General features: G+C 63.5%; 20 protein-coding genes and 1 other RNA gene. 7 read left to right on the top strand and 14 right to left on the bottom strand.

Annotated features, from left to right (window positions below):
- Window positions 1–134: 134 nt before the first annotated feature.
- From Q0A15_RS12120 to Q0A15_RS12095, 6 genes are read right to left on the bottom strand one after another with little or no spacing between them, the layout of a single operon-like run.
- Window positions 135–440: a hypothetical protein gene (locus Q0A15_RS12120; protein ID WP_291279784.1), complete on the bottom strand. Its 306-nt coding sequence runs from the start codon at window positions 438–440 to the stop codon at window positions 135–137.
- A 2-nt stretch (window positions 441–442) separates the two neighbouring features.
- A complete protein-coding gene (locus Q0A15_RS12115; protein WP_291279783.1) occupies window positions 443–1,291 on the bottom strand; it encodes a PD-(D/E)XK nuclease-like domain-containing protein in 849 nt (282 codons plus the stop codon).
- Window positions 1,288–1,410 (bottom strand): hypothetical protein, encoded by a 123-nt coding sequence (locus Q0A15_RS12110; RefSeq protein ID WP_291279782.1) that lies wholly within the window; start codon window positions 1,408–1,410, stop codon window positions 1,288–1,290. Before Q0A15_RS12110 ends, Q0A15_RS12115 begins: the two co-directional genes overlap by 4 nt.
- 17 nt (window positions 1,411–1,427) lie before the next feature.
- Window positions 1,428–1,613 (bottom strand): helix-turn-helix domain-containing protein, encoded by a 186-nt coding sequence (locus tag Q0A15_RS12105; protein WP_291279781.1) that lies wholly within the window; start codon window positions 1,611–1,613, stop codon window positions 1,428–1,430.
- Window positions 1,613–1,903, bottom strand: a complete 291-nt coding sequence (locus Q0A15_RS12100; protein ID WP_291279780.1) for a hypothetical protein — start codon at window positions 1,901–1,903, stop codon at window positions 1,613–1,615. The genes Q0A15_RS12105 and Q0A15_RS12100 overlap by 1 nt, the downstream gene beginning before the upstream one ends.
- The gene (locus tag Q0A15_RS12095) at window positions 1,903–2,226 is read right to left on the bottom strand and encodes a hypothetical protein (RefSeq protein ID WP_291279779.1); all 324 of its coding nucleotides are present in this window, start codon (window positions 2,224–2,226) and stop codon (window positions 1,903–1,905) included. The genes Q0A15_RS12100 and Q0A15_RS12095 overlap by 1 nt, the downstream gene beginning before the upstream one ends.
- A 254-nt stretch (window positions 2,227–2,480) precedes the next feature.
- Between Q0A15_RS12095 and Q0A15_RS12090 the strand changes: the two genes are divergently transcribed.
- The 3 genes from Q0A15_RS12090 to Q0A15_RS12085 all read left to right on the top strand — a co-directional run bounded on the left by Q0A15_RS12090 (window position 2,481) and on the right by Q0A15_RS12085 (window position 4,502).
- Entirely contained in the window at window positions 2,481–2,993 is a 513-nt protein-coding gene (locus Q0A15_RS12090) for a hypothetical protein (RefSeq protein ID WP_291279778.1), read from the top strand.
- The gene (locus Q0A15_RS15055) at window positions 2,899–3,408 is read left to right on the top strand and encodes an ImmA/IrrE family metallo-endopeptidase (protein WP_367273393.1); all 510 of its coding nucleotides are present in this window, start codon (window positions 2,899–2,901) and stop codon (window positions 3,406–3,408) included. The genes Q0A15_RS12090 and Q0A15_RS15055 overlap by 95 nt, the downstream gene beginning before the upstream one ends.
- 203 nt (window positions 3,409–3,611) lie before the next feature.
- Window positions 3,612–4,502: a site-specific integrase gene (locus Q0A15_RS12085; RefSeq protein ID WP_291279777.1), complete on the top strand. Its 891-nt coding sequence runs from the start codon at window positions 3,612–3,614 to the stop codon at window positions 4,500–4,502.
- Window positions 4,503–4,652: 150 nt separating this feature from the next.
- On the opposite strand, the gene rnpB is transcribed toward Q0A15_RS12085, so the two are convergent.
- An RNA gene (gene rnpB, locus Q0A15_RS12080) (RNase P RNA component class A) lies at window positions 4,653–5,033 on the bottom strand.
- Between the two features lie 139 nt (window positions 5,034–5,172).
- Between rnpB and Q0A15_RS12075 the strand changes: the two genes are divergently transcribed.
- Together Q0A15_RS12075 and Q0A15_RS12070 are read left to right on the top strand one after the other, a co-directional pair.
- Window positions 5,173–5,898, top strand: a complete 726-nt coding sequence (locus tag Q0A15_RS12075) for a hypothetical protein (RefSeq protein WP_291279776.1) — start codon at window positions 5,173–5,175, stop codon at window positions 5,896–5,898.
- Between the two features lie 182 nt (window positions 5,899–6,080).
- Entirely contained in the window at window positions 6,081–7,532 is a 1,452-nt protein-coding gene (locus Q0A15_RS12070; RefSeq protein WP_291279775.1) for a glyceraldehyde-3-phosphate dehydrogenase, read from the top strand.
- 217 nt (window positions 7,533–7,749) lie between these two features.
- On the opposite strand, the gene def is transcribed toward Q0A15_RS12070, so the two are convergent.
- From def to Q0A15_RS12055, 3 genes are all read right to left on the bottom strand, one after another.
- Window positions 7,750–8,325, bottom strand: a complete 576-nt coding sequence (def, locus tag Q0A15_RS12065; RefSeq protein ID WP_291279774.1) for a peptide deformylase — start codon at window positions 8,323–8,325, stop codon at window positions 7,750–7,752.
- Between the two features lie 75 nt (window positions 8,326–8,400).
- Entirely contained in the window at window positions 8,401–10,101 is a 1,701-nt protein-coding gene (locus Q0A15_RS12060; RefSeq protein ID WP_291279773.1) for an ABC-ATPase domain-containing protein, read from the bottom strand.
- Window positions 10,102–10,152: 51 nt separating this feature from the next.
- Window positions 10,153–10,944 carry a DUF1684 domain-containing protein gene (locus Q0A15_RS12055; protein WP_291279772.1) on the bottom strand — a complete coding sequence of 264 codons (792 nt, stop codon included), beginning with the start codon at window positions 10,942–10,944 and terminating at the stop codon, window positions 10,153–10,155.
- 412 nt (window positions 10,945–11,356) lie between these two features.
- Here Q0A15_RS12055 and Q0A15_RS12050 point away from each other — a divergent pair, with 412 nt between their 5' ends.
- Window positions 11,357–11,722 carry a hypothetical protein gene (locus Q0A15_RS12050; RefSeq protein ID WP_291279771.1) on the top strand — a complete coding sequence of 122 codons (366 nt, stop codon included), beginning with the start codon at window positions 11,357–11,359 and terminating at the stop codon, window positions 11,720–11,722.
- Here the strand turns inward: Q0A15_RS12050 and Q0A15_RS12045 are convergent.
- The 3 genes from Q0A15_RS12045 to Q0A15_RS12035 are packed head-to-tail and all read right to left on the bottom strand — an operon-like array spanning window position 11,712 to window position 15,948.
- Window positions 11,712–13,478, bottom strand: a complete 1,767-nt coding sequence (locus Q0A15_RS12045; RefSeq protein WP_291279770.1) for an SAVED domain-containing protein — start codon at window positions 13,476–13,478, stop codon at window positions 11,712–11,714. The genes Q0A15_RS12050 and Q0A15_RS12045 overlap by 11 nt on opposite strands.
- On the bottom strand, window positions 13,475–14,944 hold the full coding sequence (locus Q0A15_RS12040; protein WP_291279769.1) for a ThiF family adenylyltransferase: 1,470 nt from the start codon (window positions 14,942–14,944) through the stop codon (window positions 13,475–13,477). The genes Q0A15_RS12045 and Q0A15_RS12040 overlap by 4 nt, the downstream gene beginning before the upstream one ends.
- Window positions 14,941–15,948 carry a nucleotidyltransferase gene (locus tag Q0A15_RS12035; protein WP_291279768.1) on the bottom strand — a complete coding sequence of 336 codons (1,008 nt, stop codon included), beginning with the start codon at window positions 15,946–15,948 and terminating at the stop codon, window positions 14,941–14,943. The genes Q0A15_RS12040 and Q0A15_RS12035 overlap by 4 nt, the downstream gene beginning before the upstream one ends.
- A gap of 243 nt (window positions 15,949–16,191) precedes the next feature.
- Between Q0A15_RS12035 and Q0A15_RS12030 the strand changes: the two genes are divergently transcribed.
- Window positions 16,192–16,542 carry a sulfate permease gene (locus Q0A15_RS12030; RefSeq protein WP_291279767.1) on the top strand — a complete coding sequence of 117 codons (351 nt, stop codon included), beginning with the start codon at window positions 16,192–16,194 and terminating at the stop codon, window positions 16,540–16,542.
- Window positions 16,543–16,545: 3 nt separating this feature from the next.
- On the opposite strand, the gene Q0A15_RS12025 is transcribed toward Q0A15_RS12030, so the two are convergent.
- On the bottom strand, window positions 16,546–17,703 hold a 1,158-nt coding region (locus Q0A15_RS12025; protein WP_291279766.1), incomplete at its 5' end, for a DUF4113 domain-containing protein.

Here is a 17,703-nt window from a genome sequence, read left to right as displayed (position 1 = left end):
TATCAGGGTCGCGGCGGGCGTCGACCGCCAGGCGGGGCGCTCGCGCCCGAAGCGCTGCTGGGCACTTCCGTGGTGCTGCCATGAGGGGATCCTTCCAGGATGTCAGGCTTCCCCTCAATCAAACCCGGGACGATTCACCTGGCATACATCGCTGGGCGTCCCTTGACCTCGAAGATGTTCTGCAGGCTGGTGAGCGGGTCGAGGCCGAGGGCCTTGCCTGCGAGGATCACGGCGGCGCACTCGTCGGGCTTGCCCCGGAACGTGGCCGGGACGACGGAGGTTCGGGCCAGTGCGGAGGCGATCTCGTGGGCTGCGGAGAGTTCGTTGGCCCAGGCCATCAGGTCGATGGTGTCGGCGGTGGTAGCCACCTTGGCGGGGGCGGTCGTGTGGTGGATGGTCGCCAGGTCGGCGGTGTTGGTGGTGTCGAGTTCGGTGCTCATGGTCAGGCTTCCTGTTCGTTGGTGAGGTCTTGGGTTTGGGTGGTCAGCCACGTGGGTGGTTCTGCTGTGTAGGTGTCCGGCCAGGTTGGCCATTCGCCGGTGGCGAGGCCGTGGGCGTAGAGGTCGAGTGCGCGCCGGTTCCTGGCGCGCCCGTCCTCGAGGTACTGGTCGCCGATCTCTACGACAGAGACGCGGTACGGTGCGGTCTTCTCGACGTTGACGAGGTAGAAGGGCAGGTGTTCGCCGTTGGTGACGGTGTCCGCCACGATCTGCTGGTAGTGGGCCGCGGCTTGCTGATACCCGTAGTCGGGGATCGTGCGGCGCTCCACGGTCGCCGGGTTGGCGTCGCGGCAGGTCTTGAGGTCTGCGATGAACGCGGTCCGGTGGTCGGGGCGGGCCTTGATCCGAAGCCCGGTCTCCGCGTCCTCCGAGATCAGCGTCTGCTCGGAGACGCCGCCGGTCAGGAGCGCTTTCGCGAACGGGTGGGCGAGGATCGCGTCACGGACGTCGCAGAGTTGCAGCCACTCGGTGGTCTTGAGCGGGATGTTCCCGGCGGCCAGGACTTCGTCGCGGGCAGTCTTAGCCTCCTTGGTTCGGAACTCCTGGTAGGGGAGGACGACAACCTGCTGGTCGTCGGCTTCCAGCACGATGGAGTGCAGGAGTGTCCCGAACCGCATCGCGTCGGTGGTCTCCATGTGCACGTGACCGTGCTCGTCGAACAGGCCAGCCTTCGCCGGGTCCAGCAGGTTCCGCAGCGTCGTGGAACCCACGGCTGCGTCGGCATGGTAGGCGGCGTTGGGCACGTGATCGTGCACGCCCACGGGCAGGGCCTCGAGGGTCGCGGCGGTCATGCTGCGGACCGCCGTCCGCTGTTGCTGAGGACGGGGCGGCCGAGGACGCGGGACCAGATGCGGTCGCGGTTCTCGCGCTTCGTGTCGTACTGGCCGAGGTGCTTCGGTGTCTTGCTCATGGTGGTTCCTTCTTGGGTTATGCGGCGTGTCGTGCCGCGTAGCGTTGGAGTTCGGTTTCGGGGATGCGCCAGGGGGCTTTGGGGCCGTCGCCTGCGCGAATGCCGGCGAGTTCGCCGCGGCGGAGCTTCCGGCAGACCGTGTAGGTGGACAGGCCCAACGCTTCGGCGACCTGGGCGGGTGTCAGGTACTTGGTGCGCGGCATCAGGCCACCTGGGGCCTGTAGGTGGCCGGGTCGGGTTCCCACGTGTGGACGAGGCGCCCGTGTCCTGCGCGGCGTCGCGTGTACGCGGTCATGACCGGTCGGATCATCTTGCGGCCCTTCGCGGTGCGGATCACTGACCCCCACGCGTTCGGGTGCGGCGGTTCGCCGACCTCGTGCAAGTCGTCGGACGTGAACCGTTCGCCGCGCCGGCACTTCGCGTCGATCAGGTCGAGGACGGAGTCGCGCCACACGTCCGGGTCGAGTTCCAGAGCCATTGGCTGCGCGGACATCACGCCACCGCCTTGAGGCTGTTGGCGTAGGCGTTGATCCATTCGCGGTCGCGGTCGTTCTCGATGTCGAAGAGGGATTCGACACTGACGTGGAGCGCATTGGCGATGGCGGTGGCGGTCTTTGGATTGATGGTGCTACGGAAGCCGCTGACGACGTGCCCGACTGCAGCGTGTCGGACCTCGTATGAGGTCCCGGTGCTGAGTCTGGCGATGTCGCGGACGGCGAGGCTCTTGCTGTCCATGAGCATGCGGATGGTAGTGGGGTCCTTGACTCGCATGTAGGTCCCCTCCTTCCAGTTGTTGCGGTTGAAGTGGCGGGTCATTCGTGGTTCCTTCCGGGTGTGTGCTGCGAATTCGCAACGTGTCTTGTAGACACGCACTGTAGACACTTTTCGGGGTGTTGCGCAACTGTGAGTAGACAGACGTGTCTGGCATGCACACCTGATGGCAAGTGGTCGTGTCGTAGGCACGCCGGTATATTTGTAGACACATGCCCCGCGTCGCGCCGTTGCCGCGTGTAGACGCGTGCTTTCGGAGGGGCCTACCAGTGCCAGCGACTACCTGAGAACGTGATCCCATGACGAACGAAACGCCCATCGCGGCCTACATCAACGCCCACCGCGGCGAACTCACCTACACCGACATCGCCAAGCGGTCAGGTGGCCAGATCACCAGGGCCCAGATCAGCTCCTATACGACGCGTCCACTCAAGGACATGCCCACCACGAAGGCCATGCGCGGTCTGATTCAAGGTCTCGGAGTACCAGCGCATGAGGTCGTCCTTGCGTTTGCTCGGTCACTCGAGACTGATCTGGGCAGCGGGGCGCCCGGCGCTCATGACCTAGTGGTGCATGGTGCAGCGGACCTGCCTTCTGAGTCACAGCGACTCATCGTGAACACGGCGAAACAGCTCCTGTGGTGGCAGGACCAGGTGGAGGGTGGTGACTCCGATACCCCGGAGCTCACACCCGAGCAGCTGAGGCTAGCTGCTCAGGATGCGCCAGATGAGTCCGGGGCGGAGCAGGAGCGTGCGCGCCTGGATGAGCGCGGCGAGGAGTCGCAGGACACGGGGAACGACGAACCGGCCTGACCATTCTGTCGGGGTCTCATGCTCCGATTTGTGGGTGACTAGGTTTCATCCGTGGCGTGTGGTGCGTGAACTTGGCGTCAAGGTGTCGTGGCCGGCGAATATGCCGTGGCGGATCCTTGGCCTGTGCGACCCGTCGTCCATGACGATCTACCTGAACCGGGCCCGCCTGGTAACGCAGGTGGAGCGGCGGTGCACGCTCACGCATGAGTTGGTGCACCTGCATCATGGGCATCAGGGTGCGCAGCCGTCGCGGATAGAGGCCGCGGTGCGTGCGGAGACGGCCAGGTTGTTGATCCCGGATGATGCGCTCGAGTCCGCTCTGTGTTGGTCCACGGATGTGTTCGAGTTGGCGGAGTCGTTGTGGGTGACTGAGGCTGTGGTGCGGGATCGTTTGGAGGGGTTGCGGTGCGTGTAGTTGATGCGTGGCATACGAAGGACCGTCGCCGCACAGCCAGGTATGGGAAGGGCCTGCGGTGGATTGCGATGTGGCGGGAGGACCCGTCCAGGCCGGAGCGGAAGAAGTCGTTTCGGACCAGGGATGAGGCGCAAGCCTGGTTGGACCGGATCCAGCGTGACCGTCATGAAGTGCTGGTGACTGGGCGGCGACCAGTGGAGCCGATGCTCGTCGCGGACTGGGTGAAGACGTGGCGGGAACGTCAGGTGCATCAGCGTGAGGGGTCGCTGTCGAAGCTTGACTCGGTGTTGGCGAACCACATTGTGCCGGTGCTTGGTTCCCGGTGGTTGGGGGAGGTGAGTCGTGCCGAGGTGCAGGATGCGGTGACGGCGTGGAAGAAGGTGTTGCGGCCGCGGACTGTGAAGGAGGTGTATGCGTTCGTGGCGCAGATCTTCCGGGATGCGGTCGATGATGGTCTGATCCCCGCGTCGCCGTGCAAGAGGATCAATCTGCCGGAGATTCCTCATGACCCGTTGCAGGTGATGACCACCAGCCAGGTGGAGGAGCTGCGGGTGGGGATGCGTGAGGGTTTGCAGGACGCGGTGGTGGTGGCTGCTGGGACGGGGCTGCGGCCGGGGGAGTGGCGTGGGCTGACGGCAGACAGGGTGGACTTGGGTCGTGGCCTGATCAGGGTGGACCGGCAGTTGTTGGAGACGTCGAATCAGCGGGTGCAGTTTGGGCCGCCGAAGACGCGCTCCGGGGTGCGGACTGTGAAAGTGGGGGAGCAGGTGTTGGAGGTGCTGCGCGGGTTGGTGGAGTCGCCGCGTGGTCCGGAGGGGCTACTGTTCGGGACGGTGGATGGTTGGGCGTTGCGGAGGCAGGTGGCGGCGAAGTCGTGGAGGCGTGCGAAGGACGCCGTGGACTTTGATCCGGGGCGTGGGTGGCATGCGCTGCGGCACTATCACGCCTCGCTGCTGATCGCGGGCGGCTCGTCGCCGGTGGCTGTGGCGCACCGGTTGGGGCATCGGGATGCGACGGAGACGTTGCGGACGTATGCGCATCTGTGGGTGGATGATGATGAGCGGATGGCGTCGCTGGGGGACTGGGCCGGGTAGGAGCCCGTGGTGATCTGGTGGTGATCGGGATGCCACAGGCTGCCATATTCTGCAACATCCTGCCACATCGGTGGTGATGTCCAGACCGCCACAGATCCCAGTGTTTGCGCGGGCAACACCGAGATTCCGGGGGTGTTTCAGCAGTAGGGGTGGATGAGCCGGCCTGTGAGCCGGGTTCTGTCTCCACACACGGTTACCCCTGCATGGGAGGCGGTCATCCATCTAGGGCCACCGTTGCCGGTGGCCTCGAGCGGTCTACCCGGTACCTCAGGCGGACAGCCCTCCAACGGCACCTGTCTGACCTTGCTCCGGGTGGGGTTTACCTAGCCGTCCCAGTCACCTGGGACGCTGGTGGTCTCTTACACCACCGTTTCACCCTTACCTCGGCCTGCTGACCGAGGCGGTCTGTTTTCTGTGGCACTGGCCTGCGGGTCACCCCGAGTGGGCGTTACCCACCACCCTGTCCTATGGAGCCCGGACTTTCCTCGGGCCCCGGTTTGCACCGGAGCACGCGACCGTCCGGCCGACTCATCCGCGGTCCATCCTAGTCGTCCGAGGGCGTCTCCGTGTCGCGACCGCTCTTGTCGTTGTGGTCACACCCATACAACGGTAAGGGGAAAGGAGATTATCATTCGTTAGTCATCGCACGATCACTCGTTTTGGAGAATCAATGAAATCTATTCGTCGTGTCGCGACCAGTGTCGTGACTGCAGGACTCGTTCTAGTGGCAGGGGTGGGCATCGGAGCCCCCGCGGCGCAGGCAAGTTCTCGTCCCATCGACATCACCGGTTACACGGTGAACGACCAGGTCGTCTCGACCAGCTCCTGCAGGAATGTCACCATCAAGGCGAGAACCAAGAAGCAGAGGGACTACTGGGATTCGTTCGGCACTGTGGACGTCACCAAGGCGGGGGGCTGGGTCGGCTCGGTGTCCTTCGATGATGGAATCATCACCGATCGTGCGGTCATTTGTCCTAGCTACGAAGGCTTGGGCAAATACACGGTAGGACCTGCCGATCTCCTTGCGGAGTACGAGTACTCCGACTACTGGGGCTGGTCCACTGATCTGAAATCCTACGTGGATGGAACCCGCAAGTCGTTCTACATCCGCGGTAAGGCCAAGGCCTCGGTCAGTGCCAAGCGCTCCGGTAAGTACGTCACCCTGACGGGGAAGGCCTCGCGATACCGCCCGGATCTTTATGGCTATCGTGCCTACAACCCCAGGGCGAAGTTCCAGGTTAAGTCCGGGAACCAGTGGAAGACAGTGAAGACAGTGACCCTGAAGAAGGGGAAGGCTACGGTCAAGGTCAAACGGTCCAGTAAGGCTACGTACCGGATGACGTTCGCGAAGACGTCCTACTCGACCTCAGCGACGTCGAAGTCGGTTCGAAAGTAGCAGCCCGGCACGTTCATGCCTGGGTGATGAACTTCACCCAGGCATGAACGCGTGTGCATCAATTCGACCGTAGAATGGACGGGAGTGCACACATCGTGATCCAGGCGGTCACCGGTGCCCAACCCACGACGATGCGGGCAACGTGGCCCCGTCGTCCGTAACCCGAGCAGCAGGAGACCAACTTGTCGCAGCAGACCGACGCAGCCCAGGCCGAGTGGAGTGCACGAGAGGGGGTTGCCGAGGAGCTGATCCCGCTCATCGGTCGCCTCTACCGCGAGAACAACGTGGTGCCCTCGATCCACGGCCGTAAGCTCATCAACAAGTCCGCCACCGATCTGCTCAAGGCACACCGCATCGTGCGCCACTATGACGGCCAGGAGATGGACCCCGCGGATTCGCTCGAACTGCTCTCCATCGTGGACGGCCTCGATGTCGGAGCGGTGTCCCTGGACCTTGCCGCGCTGCACAACGGCGCCAAGGAAGCCCAGGCCAACGGCGTCTCCGTCACCGACTACCTGGCCGAGCAGCTCGCTGAGGTGGCCGGTCAGCACGGCGCCAGCCCGGCTGCTCCGAAGGACATCGTCCTCTACGGCTTCGGTCGCATCGGCCGCCTGCTGGCTCGTATCCTCATCGAGCGCGGCGGTTACGGCCTGCGCCTGCGCGCCATCGTGGTGCGCCGTAACGGTGACGAGGACCTGGTCAAGCGTGCATCGCTGCTGCGCCGCGACACCATCCACGGCCCGTTCGACGGTTCCATCCTCGTGGACGAGGAGAAGAACACCATCCAGGCCAACGGGACCCTGATCCAGGTGATCTACTCGTCCGACCCCACCACGGTGGATTACGAGGCCTACGGCATCCACGACGCCATCGTGGTGGACAACACCGGCCGCTGGCGCGACCAAGCCGGCCTGGAGCAGCACCTCAAGGCCAAGGGCGTTGCCAAGGTCCTTCTGACCGCGCCGGGCAAGGGCGAGTTGAAGAACATCGTCCACGGTGTCAACGATTCCGACATCGAGGACGCGGACACCATCCTCTCGGCAGCCTCCTGCACCACCAACGCCATCACGCCGGTGCTGAAGGCCCTCAATGACGAGTACGGTGTGCAGATCGGTCACGTGGAGACCGTGCACTCCTTCACCAATGACCAGAACCTGACGGATAACTTCCACAAGGGTGAGCGTCGTGGCCGTGCCGCGACCCTGAACATGGTCCTGACCGAGACCGGTGCGGCCAAGGCCGTCGCCAAGGCCCTGCCTGAGCTGAAGGGCAAGCTCACCGGTAACGCCATTCGCGTCCCCACCCCGGACGTGTCCATGGCCATCCTGAACTTGACGTTGAACAAGGCCACCACCAAGGACGAGATCAACACGTTCCTGCGCCAGGCCTCCCTGGTTTCCGACCTGCACCGCCAGATCGACTACATCGATTCCCCCGAGGTGGTCTCCACGGACTTCGTGGGCTCACGCCGTGCGGGCATCGTGGACGGCCGCGCCACCATCGTGGCGGACGACGGCCACCACGTGGTCCTCTACGTCTGGTACGACAACGAGTTCGGTTACTCCTGCCAGGTGGTCCGCGTCATCGAGACTATGGCAGGAACCCACCCGGTGTCCCTGCCCGCCCAGGACTGACCAGCGACCAAGGCCGACTAACGGTCTCAGGAGTCACTGACGCTGACTACTCAGAGTTGGGGAGTCAGTTGTGCCTCGTTCTCACTCGAGAACACGGCGCAACTGACTCCCCAATTCAGTGTCTGAGTTCGGGAGTCACTTTCGCCGAGTGAGGGCAGCACGCCTCGGCGCAACTGACTCCCCAGCTGTCTGTCAGAGCTGGTGAGAGAATCCGACCTCAGTGCCCAAACGGATCCGGGTCTACGCCCGGCATCCACGTCTGGCCGGGCTTGTTGAAGCCTTCGCGCTTCTGTTGCTTCTTCCAGCGTTTGCCCCACTTGGCGTCAAGCATGTCAACGTAGAGCTTTCCGTCCAGGTGCGCGTACTCGTGCTGCATCACGCGCGCGAACCAGTCGTGGGCCTCGAAGTCCACCTCGTTGCCGTCGATGTCCAGCCCCTGCACGCGGGCGTAGTCGGCACGCTGAAGCGGGAAATCCAGCCCGGGGACGGACAGGCAGCCTTCCGACATCTCGTCCGGGTCCGGTGCGGCTCCGGAGATCTTGGACAGGGTCAGTCGCGGATTGATGAGCACTCCGCGGTGGGGTGCGTCGTCCTGATGGTCCGGGTAGTCGTAGACGAAGATGCGCAGCCCAACGCCGATCTGAGGTGCGGCGAGCCCCACTCCGTGGGCGGCGTCGTTGGTCTCGTACATGTCGGCCACCAGCGTGCGGATCTCGTCGTCGATGGTGGTCACCTCCGCGGCACGGCGGTGCAGTACGGGTTCCCCGTAGATGACGATGGGGCGGATGCTCACGCTGAGTCTCCTTCAAGGCCTGATGGGTGCGCTTCGGCGCCGTTCAGGCGCAGCACTTCATTCTACTCGCGCGGATCAGGGTTGAATGCGTAAGCGTCGGTAGCGATTGGCCGCAGCCGCAACGTCCGCCGCACGTGGCAGCGCCACCTGCCCCGGGTGGTCCCTGTCCGCAGTGAGGGCGGCGAGGCCTTCCTGTTCCAGCTTCTTGGCCAAATGCCCGACGGCCCGTGCCAAGGTCCGTCCGGTTCCGTTGGCTTCCAGCCAGGCCAGCGCTCGAGCCACGCCTTCGGTCTGTTCGTGGTCCACCACGCCGGTGGCGGTGGCGTCCAGCGTGGCCTCGCCCATCCGGATGACTCCGCGGCCCTTGGCCGCAGGCGGCCTGGCTCGCTTGCCCCGGGAGGCTTCGGGCGCCAGCCCGTCCCTCGCCAGCACGCGCCCTGCTGTAGCGGGCAGCGGGTCTCGGTCTGTGGCCGTCGGGCCTTGGGTGGCGGCATGGGCCGCCTCCGTGACGTCGGACGGGACGTACGCGTCCATGGAGATGACCGTGTCCGCATGGGGCAGGAAGGCGGAGGAGCCTCCGACCACCAACACGGTGGAGACGCCGGCGGCCGTGAGTTCGTCGATGCGCTCCACGAAGGGGGTGATCGGTTCCGCGGTGACGAGGCCTCGCATGACGTCGTCTCGCATGATGAAGTTGGTGGCGCAGGTGTCCTCGTCGAGGAACAGGGTGGTGGCGCCGGCCTCCAAGGATTCCACGATGGAGGCCGCCTGGGAGGTGGAGCCGGAGGCGTTTGGCGTGGAGAAGTGCTGGGTATCGGTGCCCGACGGAAGCCGCCCGATGAACGGGGAGATGTCCACGTCGGTGACCGAGCGCCCGTCCTCGGCGCGGATGGAGACCGCATCCGCGATGCTGAGGACGAACTCGCGGCCGTCGCCCTCGATGTGAGGATGGACGCCACGAATCAGGGCCCTCAGGAGAGTGGATTTGCCGTGGAACCCGCCGCCGATGACGACTGTGACGCCTTTCCGGATACCAAGGCCGGTGAGGCTGCGCCCGGACGGAAGCTCCAGTGTGACCCGAAGGGAATCGGGGGAGCGGAACGGTGTGCCGGTGTTCAGCGGGAGCTCTGAGTCTCCGGACGCACGGGGCAGTACGGCGCCGTCGGGAACGAAACCCACCAGCCCGTGCTGGGGGAGCAACGATTGCAGCACCAACTGGTCTCGGTAGGAATCCACGTGGCTCCGCAGCGCCTCGAGGTCCAGCCCGTCCGCTCTCAGATATCTGCCGACCGCGTTCGGCAAGACATCCAGGAGCAGTTCGTCGGCACGGCGACCCAGGACCCTCCTGCGATCCGCGGGGAGGGGGACACTGAGGCGGGCCTCGACCCCATGCTCGGTGATCACGACGCCGCTGCGCTCGATGATCTCCTGCGTTGGAGTTCCGGCGTGCACTCCTGTGGAGTCGTGGGACAGTTCCCCCGCGATGGCGCGCAGCATGAAGTCCGCGGTTGCGACGCGGCCGGGCAGGTCCTGGATCAGGTCGTGGGGGAGATCTGCTGTGGAGGTGTCGATGCCGACGCGCACGAGGCTCGGTGGGGCGTATGGGTCCGCCTGCACCCTGTCCACGTGCAGCACCAGGCGAGGGGCACCGTCGGGATGTGTGCGAAGAACCCACGAACCCTTGAGGTCGCGATAGGCCGGGTAGCCGCGACCGTCGATCCGCCGCAGGGTGTCCTCGAGATCCTCCATGGAACGGGGCCGAGATGCGTGAGCCATGTACGAAACCCTAGTCGGTGCGGTGACCCAGGGTCGTGTAACGCTTCGGGGCTAGGGCCGCAGTTCTCCGGCCTCGATGCGTACCGGCAGTCGGTTCTCCGGCGGAGGGAAGGGGCAGGTGGCGCTGGCGGAGTAGGCGCAGGGCGGATTCGTCGCCCGGTTGAAGTCGATGGTGACGGTGTCGCCGTCGCGGGTCACAGGCACGAAGCGCGCGGCAGGGAAGGTGAGGTCTGCGCCGGTCGCATCCGCAAAGATGGCGCGCAACTGGCTGGCTCCTGGGGCACCGAACAGGGTGAGGGCGACGTCCTGACCATCGACCGTGAAGTGCGCCTGACCGGGGGAGTCGTACTGCTGTTTGGCGCCAGGGACAAACGAATCCACCTCGACCTCAGCACGGGGATTCGGCTGATACCGGCCAGTGATGACCCAGGCGGGGTCCGCCGGGAACGTGGCGGTTCCGGTGTAGTTGGCGCGGTCAGGCGAGGCGGGATCCTGAGGTCGGACGGCGATGCTACCGCTGCGGGCGGCGACCTGGATGCGCTTGTCTCCCCACTCCAACAGTAGTGCCTCGAGGCCCGTGAGCGGCCCGAGCGTCACGGTTCCGTCGAGCAGCTGCCCATCGCGGGTGACCCCGTCACTGGCGGCCAGGGTTACGGTCACCGTGCCATCGTCCGTGGCGCTCCACGTCCCTGGCAACCCGGGAAGCTCGGACGGGGTGTCCACGAGCCAGTGGATGGCGGTGAGGCTGAGCGGCCCGTGCGGTGAGGTGCGCTGGGCCTCCACGGACTCGTGCCACCGCTCATGCTCGGCGGTGAATGATGTGGACTCGCTGGTGGTGGTCATCTTGTGCCTGTCCTCTCGTGAGTTGACCGATCACTCACGATTCTGTGGCGTCGGCGTGGGATCGGCAAAGCACCGGTGACCGCGGTGACGTCGTGCGTCGATTGTGACCCGGGGTGACGCGAACCGGAAAACCAGGGATCGACCAGGCTTCCTGCCCACGCCGTGGCAGCGTCGTAACTCTTATCCCTCGCGCGGCCGGCAGGCTTCACGCAAAAAAGGACGAGGTTCAAACCTTCACGGGAGTGCATACTCTCGTGAAGGTTTGGACCTCGTCCATCTGGGGTCCCTGCGTGATCTCTTCACAAACCTTACCCCTGGACAGAATGCCCTGATCAAGCGCTGGAAGCGGGGTGTCTACCGCACCTCTCAGAGGGCGTCCGAACCCCCGATTCGCGACCTTCGGGGGCCGGTCGTGGGGACGATTGCAACTGTTCAAACCTTTCTGACCCCGTCTCAGATCGACCAGATCGTCGACGACTACCTCGGCGGCGCGACCGTCACCGACCTCGCCGTCAAGTACGAGGTGCACCGCGCCACCGTTTCCCGGCACCTCACCGACAAGGGCGTCGTGCGTCGCCCGGCCGGGCTCCACGGATGGGAGGCTGCCGAGGCCGTTCGACTGTTCCGACAGGGCGAATCGCTTCGAGGGATCTCCCGCACGATCGGAGCCAGCCGGGACTCGGTGAGGAAGACGCTGGAGCGGGTTCGTGAGATCCCAGCACTAGCTTGCCGTCGGACCGACGAGCAGCCTTCCAGCGATGTTGTCACTAGTCGTTGAGGTGCACCTCGACAATGGGTCCTCCACCGACGCCGGGTTCGAGAGTCATGACAGGAACGTACTTCATCTCACTGCTCGGGTCGCCGTTCCATTCGTAGACGACAGTGCGCAATGTGTTTAGGTGACGTCCGAGCAATACGCCGAGTCCGTATGGGCCGTGATAGGCGAAGTGGACCTCCGATCTCCCGAACGTCGAAGCAACCTCGCGCACCTTCGAAATCAGCGCCTTGCTGAGGCTACCTGCCGCAGACGAATCGATGTGTCCGTCACCGGCACTCAACGTGATGGCGATGTCGAAGCTGGGCCCATGCTCGATCAGTTTCTGGAACGCGACGTGGTCCGCGTGCGGGGACAATGTGACGAAGATTGCAACGCGGGAATTTTCACTAGGAGAATCTGACTGGACCAATGTTTCAGTGCGGATTGATGGAACCCGTTCGTGCTCCGCGCTAGACGATTGCCAAGTCTGGCCATTGCTGTCGCTTACTTCGAGCTCGTGGAACTCTGTTGCCGGTAGCGCTGCGCCTAGTGCAAGTGCGACGGATAGGTGGGCCCCGCCCGATACGGCAATCTTCTGCGCCCCCGAGGCGTGGACTGCGTCCCCGAGCAAACCAAAAGTCTGTTGGATCAGCCTTAGTCCCCTTGGATGAGGCAAACGCCCGCTGTCGGGGGCTTGCACACGGATGTGCAGGTCCTCTGTTCCCGCGTCGATTGCGTAACTTGCGGGCCTCGTTTGGACCTTGATCATGAAGGGGCGTCTATCCCTACTGATGATTGGCTTTCGCTCCTCGATTCGGTGCATAACAAGGTCCCGGATGATCTTGAGTTTGCCCTCTGCTTGAAGCACGTTGGTCTGCTTTTTGTCCGCAAGCACTTGACTAGGTGCCAAGCGAAGCAAACGATCTGGTGCGCCGTAATCACACTTCGGGCTGTCTGCTGTTCGAGGGATGGCGTTAGCGATGCACAGTGAGAATTCATCTGCTTCATCCAGTGCGAGGAGTCGCGGGAGTTCGCGTTCGCGAACGATCTCACTGTCTGCGATGTCAGGGGTAACGATGAGCACGGCGCCTGACAACCCCTGGGTGAGGGCACGTTCTAGTCGATCGGTCGTCGTGCCACCGCGCAGATCTGTGTGATCACGCCATACGACTAGTCCTGCTGCGCGTGCTAGCTCTTCGAACGAGTCGGCAAGCTTCGTTCCATCGCTTTGCCGGTAAGAAATGAAGACAGGTCCATCTCCACGAACGGCACCTGCGGGAAGCGGCTCGAGCTCCGGGAATCGCGATGGTGGGTAGGAGACTTTCGCGAGTGCCGTCCTGGGCTGAATTAGCGGGCGACGTTTTGCCACTCGCCCCGAATACGTCCAGGACGCGCCAACGGAGTAGACAAGAAGGATCAGTGGGTCTTGCTGCTGTTTAGCGATGTCACGAATGGAACTGATGTCCTGTGAACTTGGGCCAACATCGCCGGGGTGGGTGTGCCACTCGCCGATGTACCCAACGGGGTCGGTCGGGGTGCGATCCTTCAGGAACTCAGCTAGCAGGCGGTTCGCTTCGACGTCGTCGCGCAGGTACGAGGTATTCGTACGCTTCCCCTCGACAACGAGGGCGTTCGTGACGGTGAAGTCTCTGCCAACACGGTAGCCGAGGAGGATGCCACCCGTTTCATCCGGCAGTGCCTTAGCGGTCGACGATGCGATCGTCTCATGTGCTTCACCAGACAGTTCAATGTGCGGAAGGTTGTTGGCCGTTGTCATGATTCGTGGGTCTCTCCTTGGGGCGCAACGTTTCGAGTCTCGCCAGCATCGTCAAGCGGTCGACCGCTCAGAATCCCGATGGCATGCCGGACTGCTGCAGACGCCGCCTCCATCACCGCATGGGGAGGCGCCGGAGAGATAGGACTCCCGCAGCCGGGCTCGAACAGCTCAGCGACATCCTCTTGCAAAGAGGGAGTGTCGAGAACTGGTGTGGCCTCGACATCAGACAGCGGCGGCAATACGTCGATTCGAAAAGTCGCTCCGTGGTCCACAAGCGCGACAGACAAGACGTGCTGCCCTTGTGACGCAGCGGCGACACGTAGCAGTGCAGTCGTTGAGAAATCAGCACTCGCGTTGATGACAAGATCGTGTGAATCGATCAGGTCATAGGCATCGGCACCGTTGTCCACCCGCTGGACGACCGTGTCCACTGCGAGGTTCCGATCGTCGTTTCGCTCAACCAAGTACCTGCGGACTGCTTCGACTTTGGTGAGCCCAACGCAGCTCGGACCAACGAGGTGCCGAACGAGGTTTCCCGGCAGAATCCTGTCCGGGTCAATGAGAGTGAGGTTGCGCAGGCCAGAACGAACAAGCGCGTCGGCAATGAATGATCCGATTGCGCCGAGACCGACGATGGCAATCTTTCTGTCACTGAGCGACGGGGCAAGGAGCCCCGCGCGCAAGTTCCGGGTGTCTGCGCTCGTTGATGCTGACGTGAGGGCTCTCGCCGTAATTGACCGTTCCACGTCAACAGACACATCCAGTGCGAGCGCACCTAGCGAATCACCGCGGTGGTAAGTAACCATCACGATGGAGATAGAACCATCTCGGATCTTGCGGCCGATCGACAGTTCTTCTGGGAGGCGCGTCTCGAGGTCATCCCAACTTCGAGGCGGAGTTGCGACATCGGCCAGCTCGACGACGTAGCCATAGCGGTCCTTGTGGCTCTTGTGTGCCTTTGGGAATCGCGTCCCACGCACCATGATCATGGTGTCGTTCTTAGCTGGCTTGAAGCGCACAAACGCATTCCTGAAGCCTTCGATCTCGTCGTAGAGATAGGTGCGGTGATCGTTGGATGGCTCGAAGTAGCGCTCCAAGTCGAGATCAGGACGATCGCTCGGCCACCCGGCATCCGCTTCTTCAAACCAGGCCGAAATGTGCTTCAAGAACGCAGCGCTGTCAGTCCACCAGAGGTCATCGTGGTCGTCCTCAGCTACCAGGCACAGCGCACCGTCCCGTTCACGATGCCAAGACCAGGCGACATCCTCCCCGTCTTCAGGAACTACGCTCGGGTGCCTAAAAGGAAAGCGGGAAGGCAAGGTGATGACCACGCGGGTTACACCTTGCCCGTGACCTATCGACCCCGACCAGCCCACCGGTGTTGCCGTAAAGCCAGCACGGATGAGACCTTCCTCGAAATGAAGTCGACTGTAGGCGACGAAGTCGTTCCAGAAATCGTTGCTCAACCGAACGTCCTGCTGCCTGCCGGTACAACTCGGGCTCCTGCAGACACGGCGCTCGCCTTCCGGGTCCCATCCTCGTTGAACCCAGGCGGCATCCGAAACACGTCTTCGTCGTCTCCGTTCTTCCCGAGAAGCCCCTGGAAGGCCAGGGCAGCCTGCCCTTCATCTTCTTCATCAAGAGCGACCTTGGCTGTACTGGCCGCTGCTGCGAACTGATCGCGTGCTGCCGCGAGCTCATCGTCAGTAGCGCGGATACGAATGCTATTCCCCGCGACAGTAGGGTCGGGAAGATCGATGCCATAGGTGACGAAGTCCGCGACAATACGGCTGATCTCAGCGAGCGCCGACGCGTAGTAGGACGCATGATCAGTGCCGGAAACTGCGCCCGAGGCGAATGCCTGGTAGGTCGCGATCTCGAAGAAGAATCCGCCGGGCTTCGACGTTCCGAGCAGCGACCGACGGGTCTGTCGGATCAGTTTCACGATGGGCACGTAGTAACCGTCGTGGGCCGCGTTCATCTCGCTCGACAGTGCTGTCAGTTGCTCGGGGTTCGTCTGCACCCACTTGTCTTCGTCACCGCGCTGTGGGATCTCCCAGGTCTCCCCATCAGCGTGCGGTCGAGCAGGAACTGCATCAACATACAGGTCGTACTCCGGGAAGCTTACCTGCAGGCTGCGGTCTTGCCTTTTGGTACGACGATGTCCGTCATCATCCGAGCCGAATTCGTCATGCAAGACTCGGAAGAACCGATCGAGGATCTGCTGGGACGTAACATCGTCAGGCATCTCCGGAAGTCGTACGAATACATCGACGTCCTTGATTCGTTTGATCGACACATTGCGCTTATACGAGCCGATCAAGACGGGATCAGCACCGTATTCTGTCAATTTGGAATCGGACAGCAGCGCGGCACGCACGAGCTGGTGCGCTTCAGGCGCATTGGCCTTGTCATCGCCAGGCTCGATCGAGCTCAGCGCATCTTTGAACTGCTGGATAAGTCGTGCCATTTGATCCCCGATCTAGTCGTAACGCGGCGGCAAGACTTATTGTTGCAGGGACCACTGACATTGGGACGGGGTCCGAACAACTGACCATCAAGTCGCCCTTCCGAAAGTCAGCTGCGAAGCGTAGCTTGGAGGTAGGCGACCTCTACCTGCTACGCCATCACCCGTTGTGATGGCACGACGTGCGACTCCGGTCGAACGGTCCTTCTACTACCTGTCGCCTCCCGACAGGAGAGGACTGTTCCCATGCTTCGCACCATCTGGATCGCCAGCCTTTACACCCGCGCGTTCATGCGCCGGTTCATGCCGACGAACATCGTGCTCGACAAGCTCCGAACCCGCCGAGGCCTTAAATGGGGCGTCCCGGCGATGCTCCTCGCGGTCGTCTACTTCTACCTCGCCGCCGTCATGAGCGTGCTCGTCGACGGTGGTGCGTCAAAGTGGCTCTACGTCGTGATGCTCGCGTGCATCTGGAACGCGTTCAAGTTTCTGATCTTCGGGCCGGTCTCGCTGGTGACGCTCGTGCGAGTTCGGCTTGGTGAGCGTCGCTCCCGAGCCGCCGCAGCCCGCGCTCAGCAGCACCTTGCGTCCGCGTAGCCATCACGCCGCAGCCACGAGCAACTCGTCCCAATTCGTCAGACACCGCGGCGAGAGCAGCTCGCGCTTCATCGCCCAGCCCGGCGGGGCCTTCATCCCCCCGAGGCCGACACCTACTGCGGTCGTGGCGAACTTGCGGTTGATCTCGTCGAGCGCCTGGCCGACACCGCGGCCCTCGAACTCGGGCCTAAACAGATCCAGCGGCTGCACGCCGTCGGCCTGCCGCAGGTCGGTGAGCACGACCCCGGCGCGGGCATAGCGGATGCCGTCGACCGGGAACAGCTTCGGCAGCAGCGCGCGGGCGGCTTTGGTGAGTGTGATCGGATCATCTGTCGGCGTCGGCAGTGCGACCGTGGCCTGTGCGCTGTGGCTGACCGTGCCTGTATCTGCCCAGCCGGTCGCGGCCCACGCGGAAAGGTGGTGCGCAACCGAGCCCTGCGCGCGAAGCCTCGCGGAGACGCGTTGTGCGTATAGCGAGATCACCTGCTCCATGTCGGGCTCGGTGGTGATCTTCTTCGCGAACGAACGGGAAAAGATGAGCTGGTCTTTCGCCGCGGGCGGCACCATCTCCAACGGGATGCACGGCACCCCGCGCAGCTCGAGCACGATGCGTTCCATGTTCACGTTGAAGCGCTTGCGAGCCCACTTCGGGTCCAGATCCCGCAGCTCGCGCGCCGTATGCACGTTGATCGCAGCGAGACGTTTCCCGGAGCGCTCGGCCACGCCCCAGAGGTCGGCGACGGGAATCGAGTCGAGGATGCGGTCCATCTGCTCGTCGGTGTAGCGGGCAAGGTTCAGCACGCCGATCTCGGCGAAGGACTTCTTGATGCCGATCGCCGCGACTTTCGCGAGGGACTTTGTCGCGCCGATCGCGACACGGACCGGGACGCCAGTGAGCTGGCGCACGGTGCGGCGGATTTCGCGGCCGATGTTCTCGAGCTCGTCCGGGGTGCCGCGGAGTCCGACGAAGGACTCGTCGACGGAGTAGACCTCTTGCCAGGCAGAGTAGCGGGAGATGATCTCTACTGGTAGGTCCGATTGTTGATGAGTGCACTTTTCGCGCACGGTTTGTCGACGATATAGAGGTTCGCGCTCGGAGGGCATTGGCGGCCCCTGCCAGAGCGGGGTGGGTGAACATTCGGTGACGAAGCCGGCTTGGAC

This window comes from Galactobacter sp. (genome assembly GCF_022712295.1).
Classification (GTDB): domain Bacteria; phylum Actinomycetota; class Actinomycetes; order Actinomycetales; family Micrococcaceae; genus Galactobacter.
This window is presented reverse-complemented; position numbering and strand designations above follow the sequence as displayed.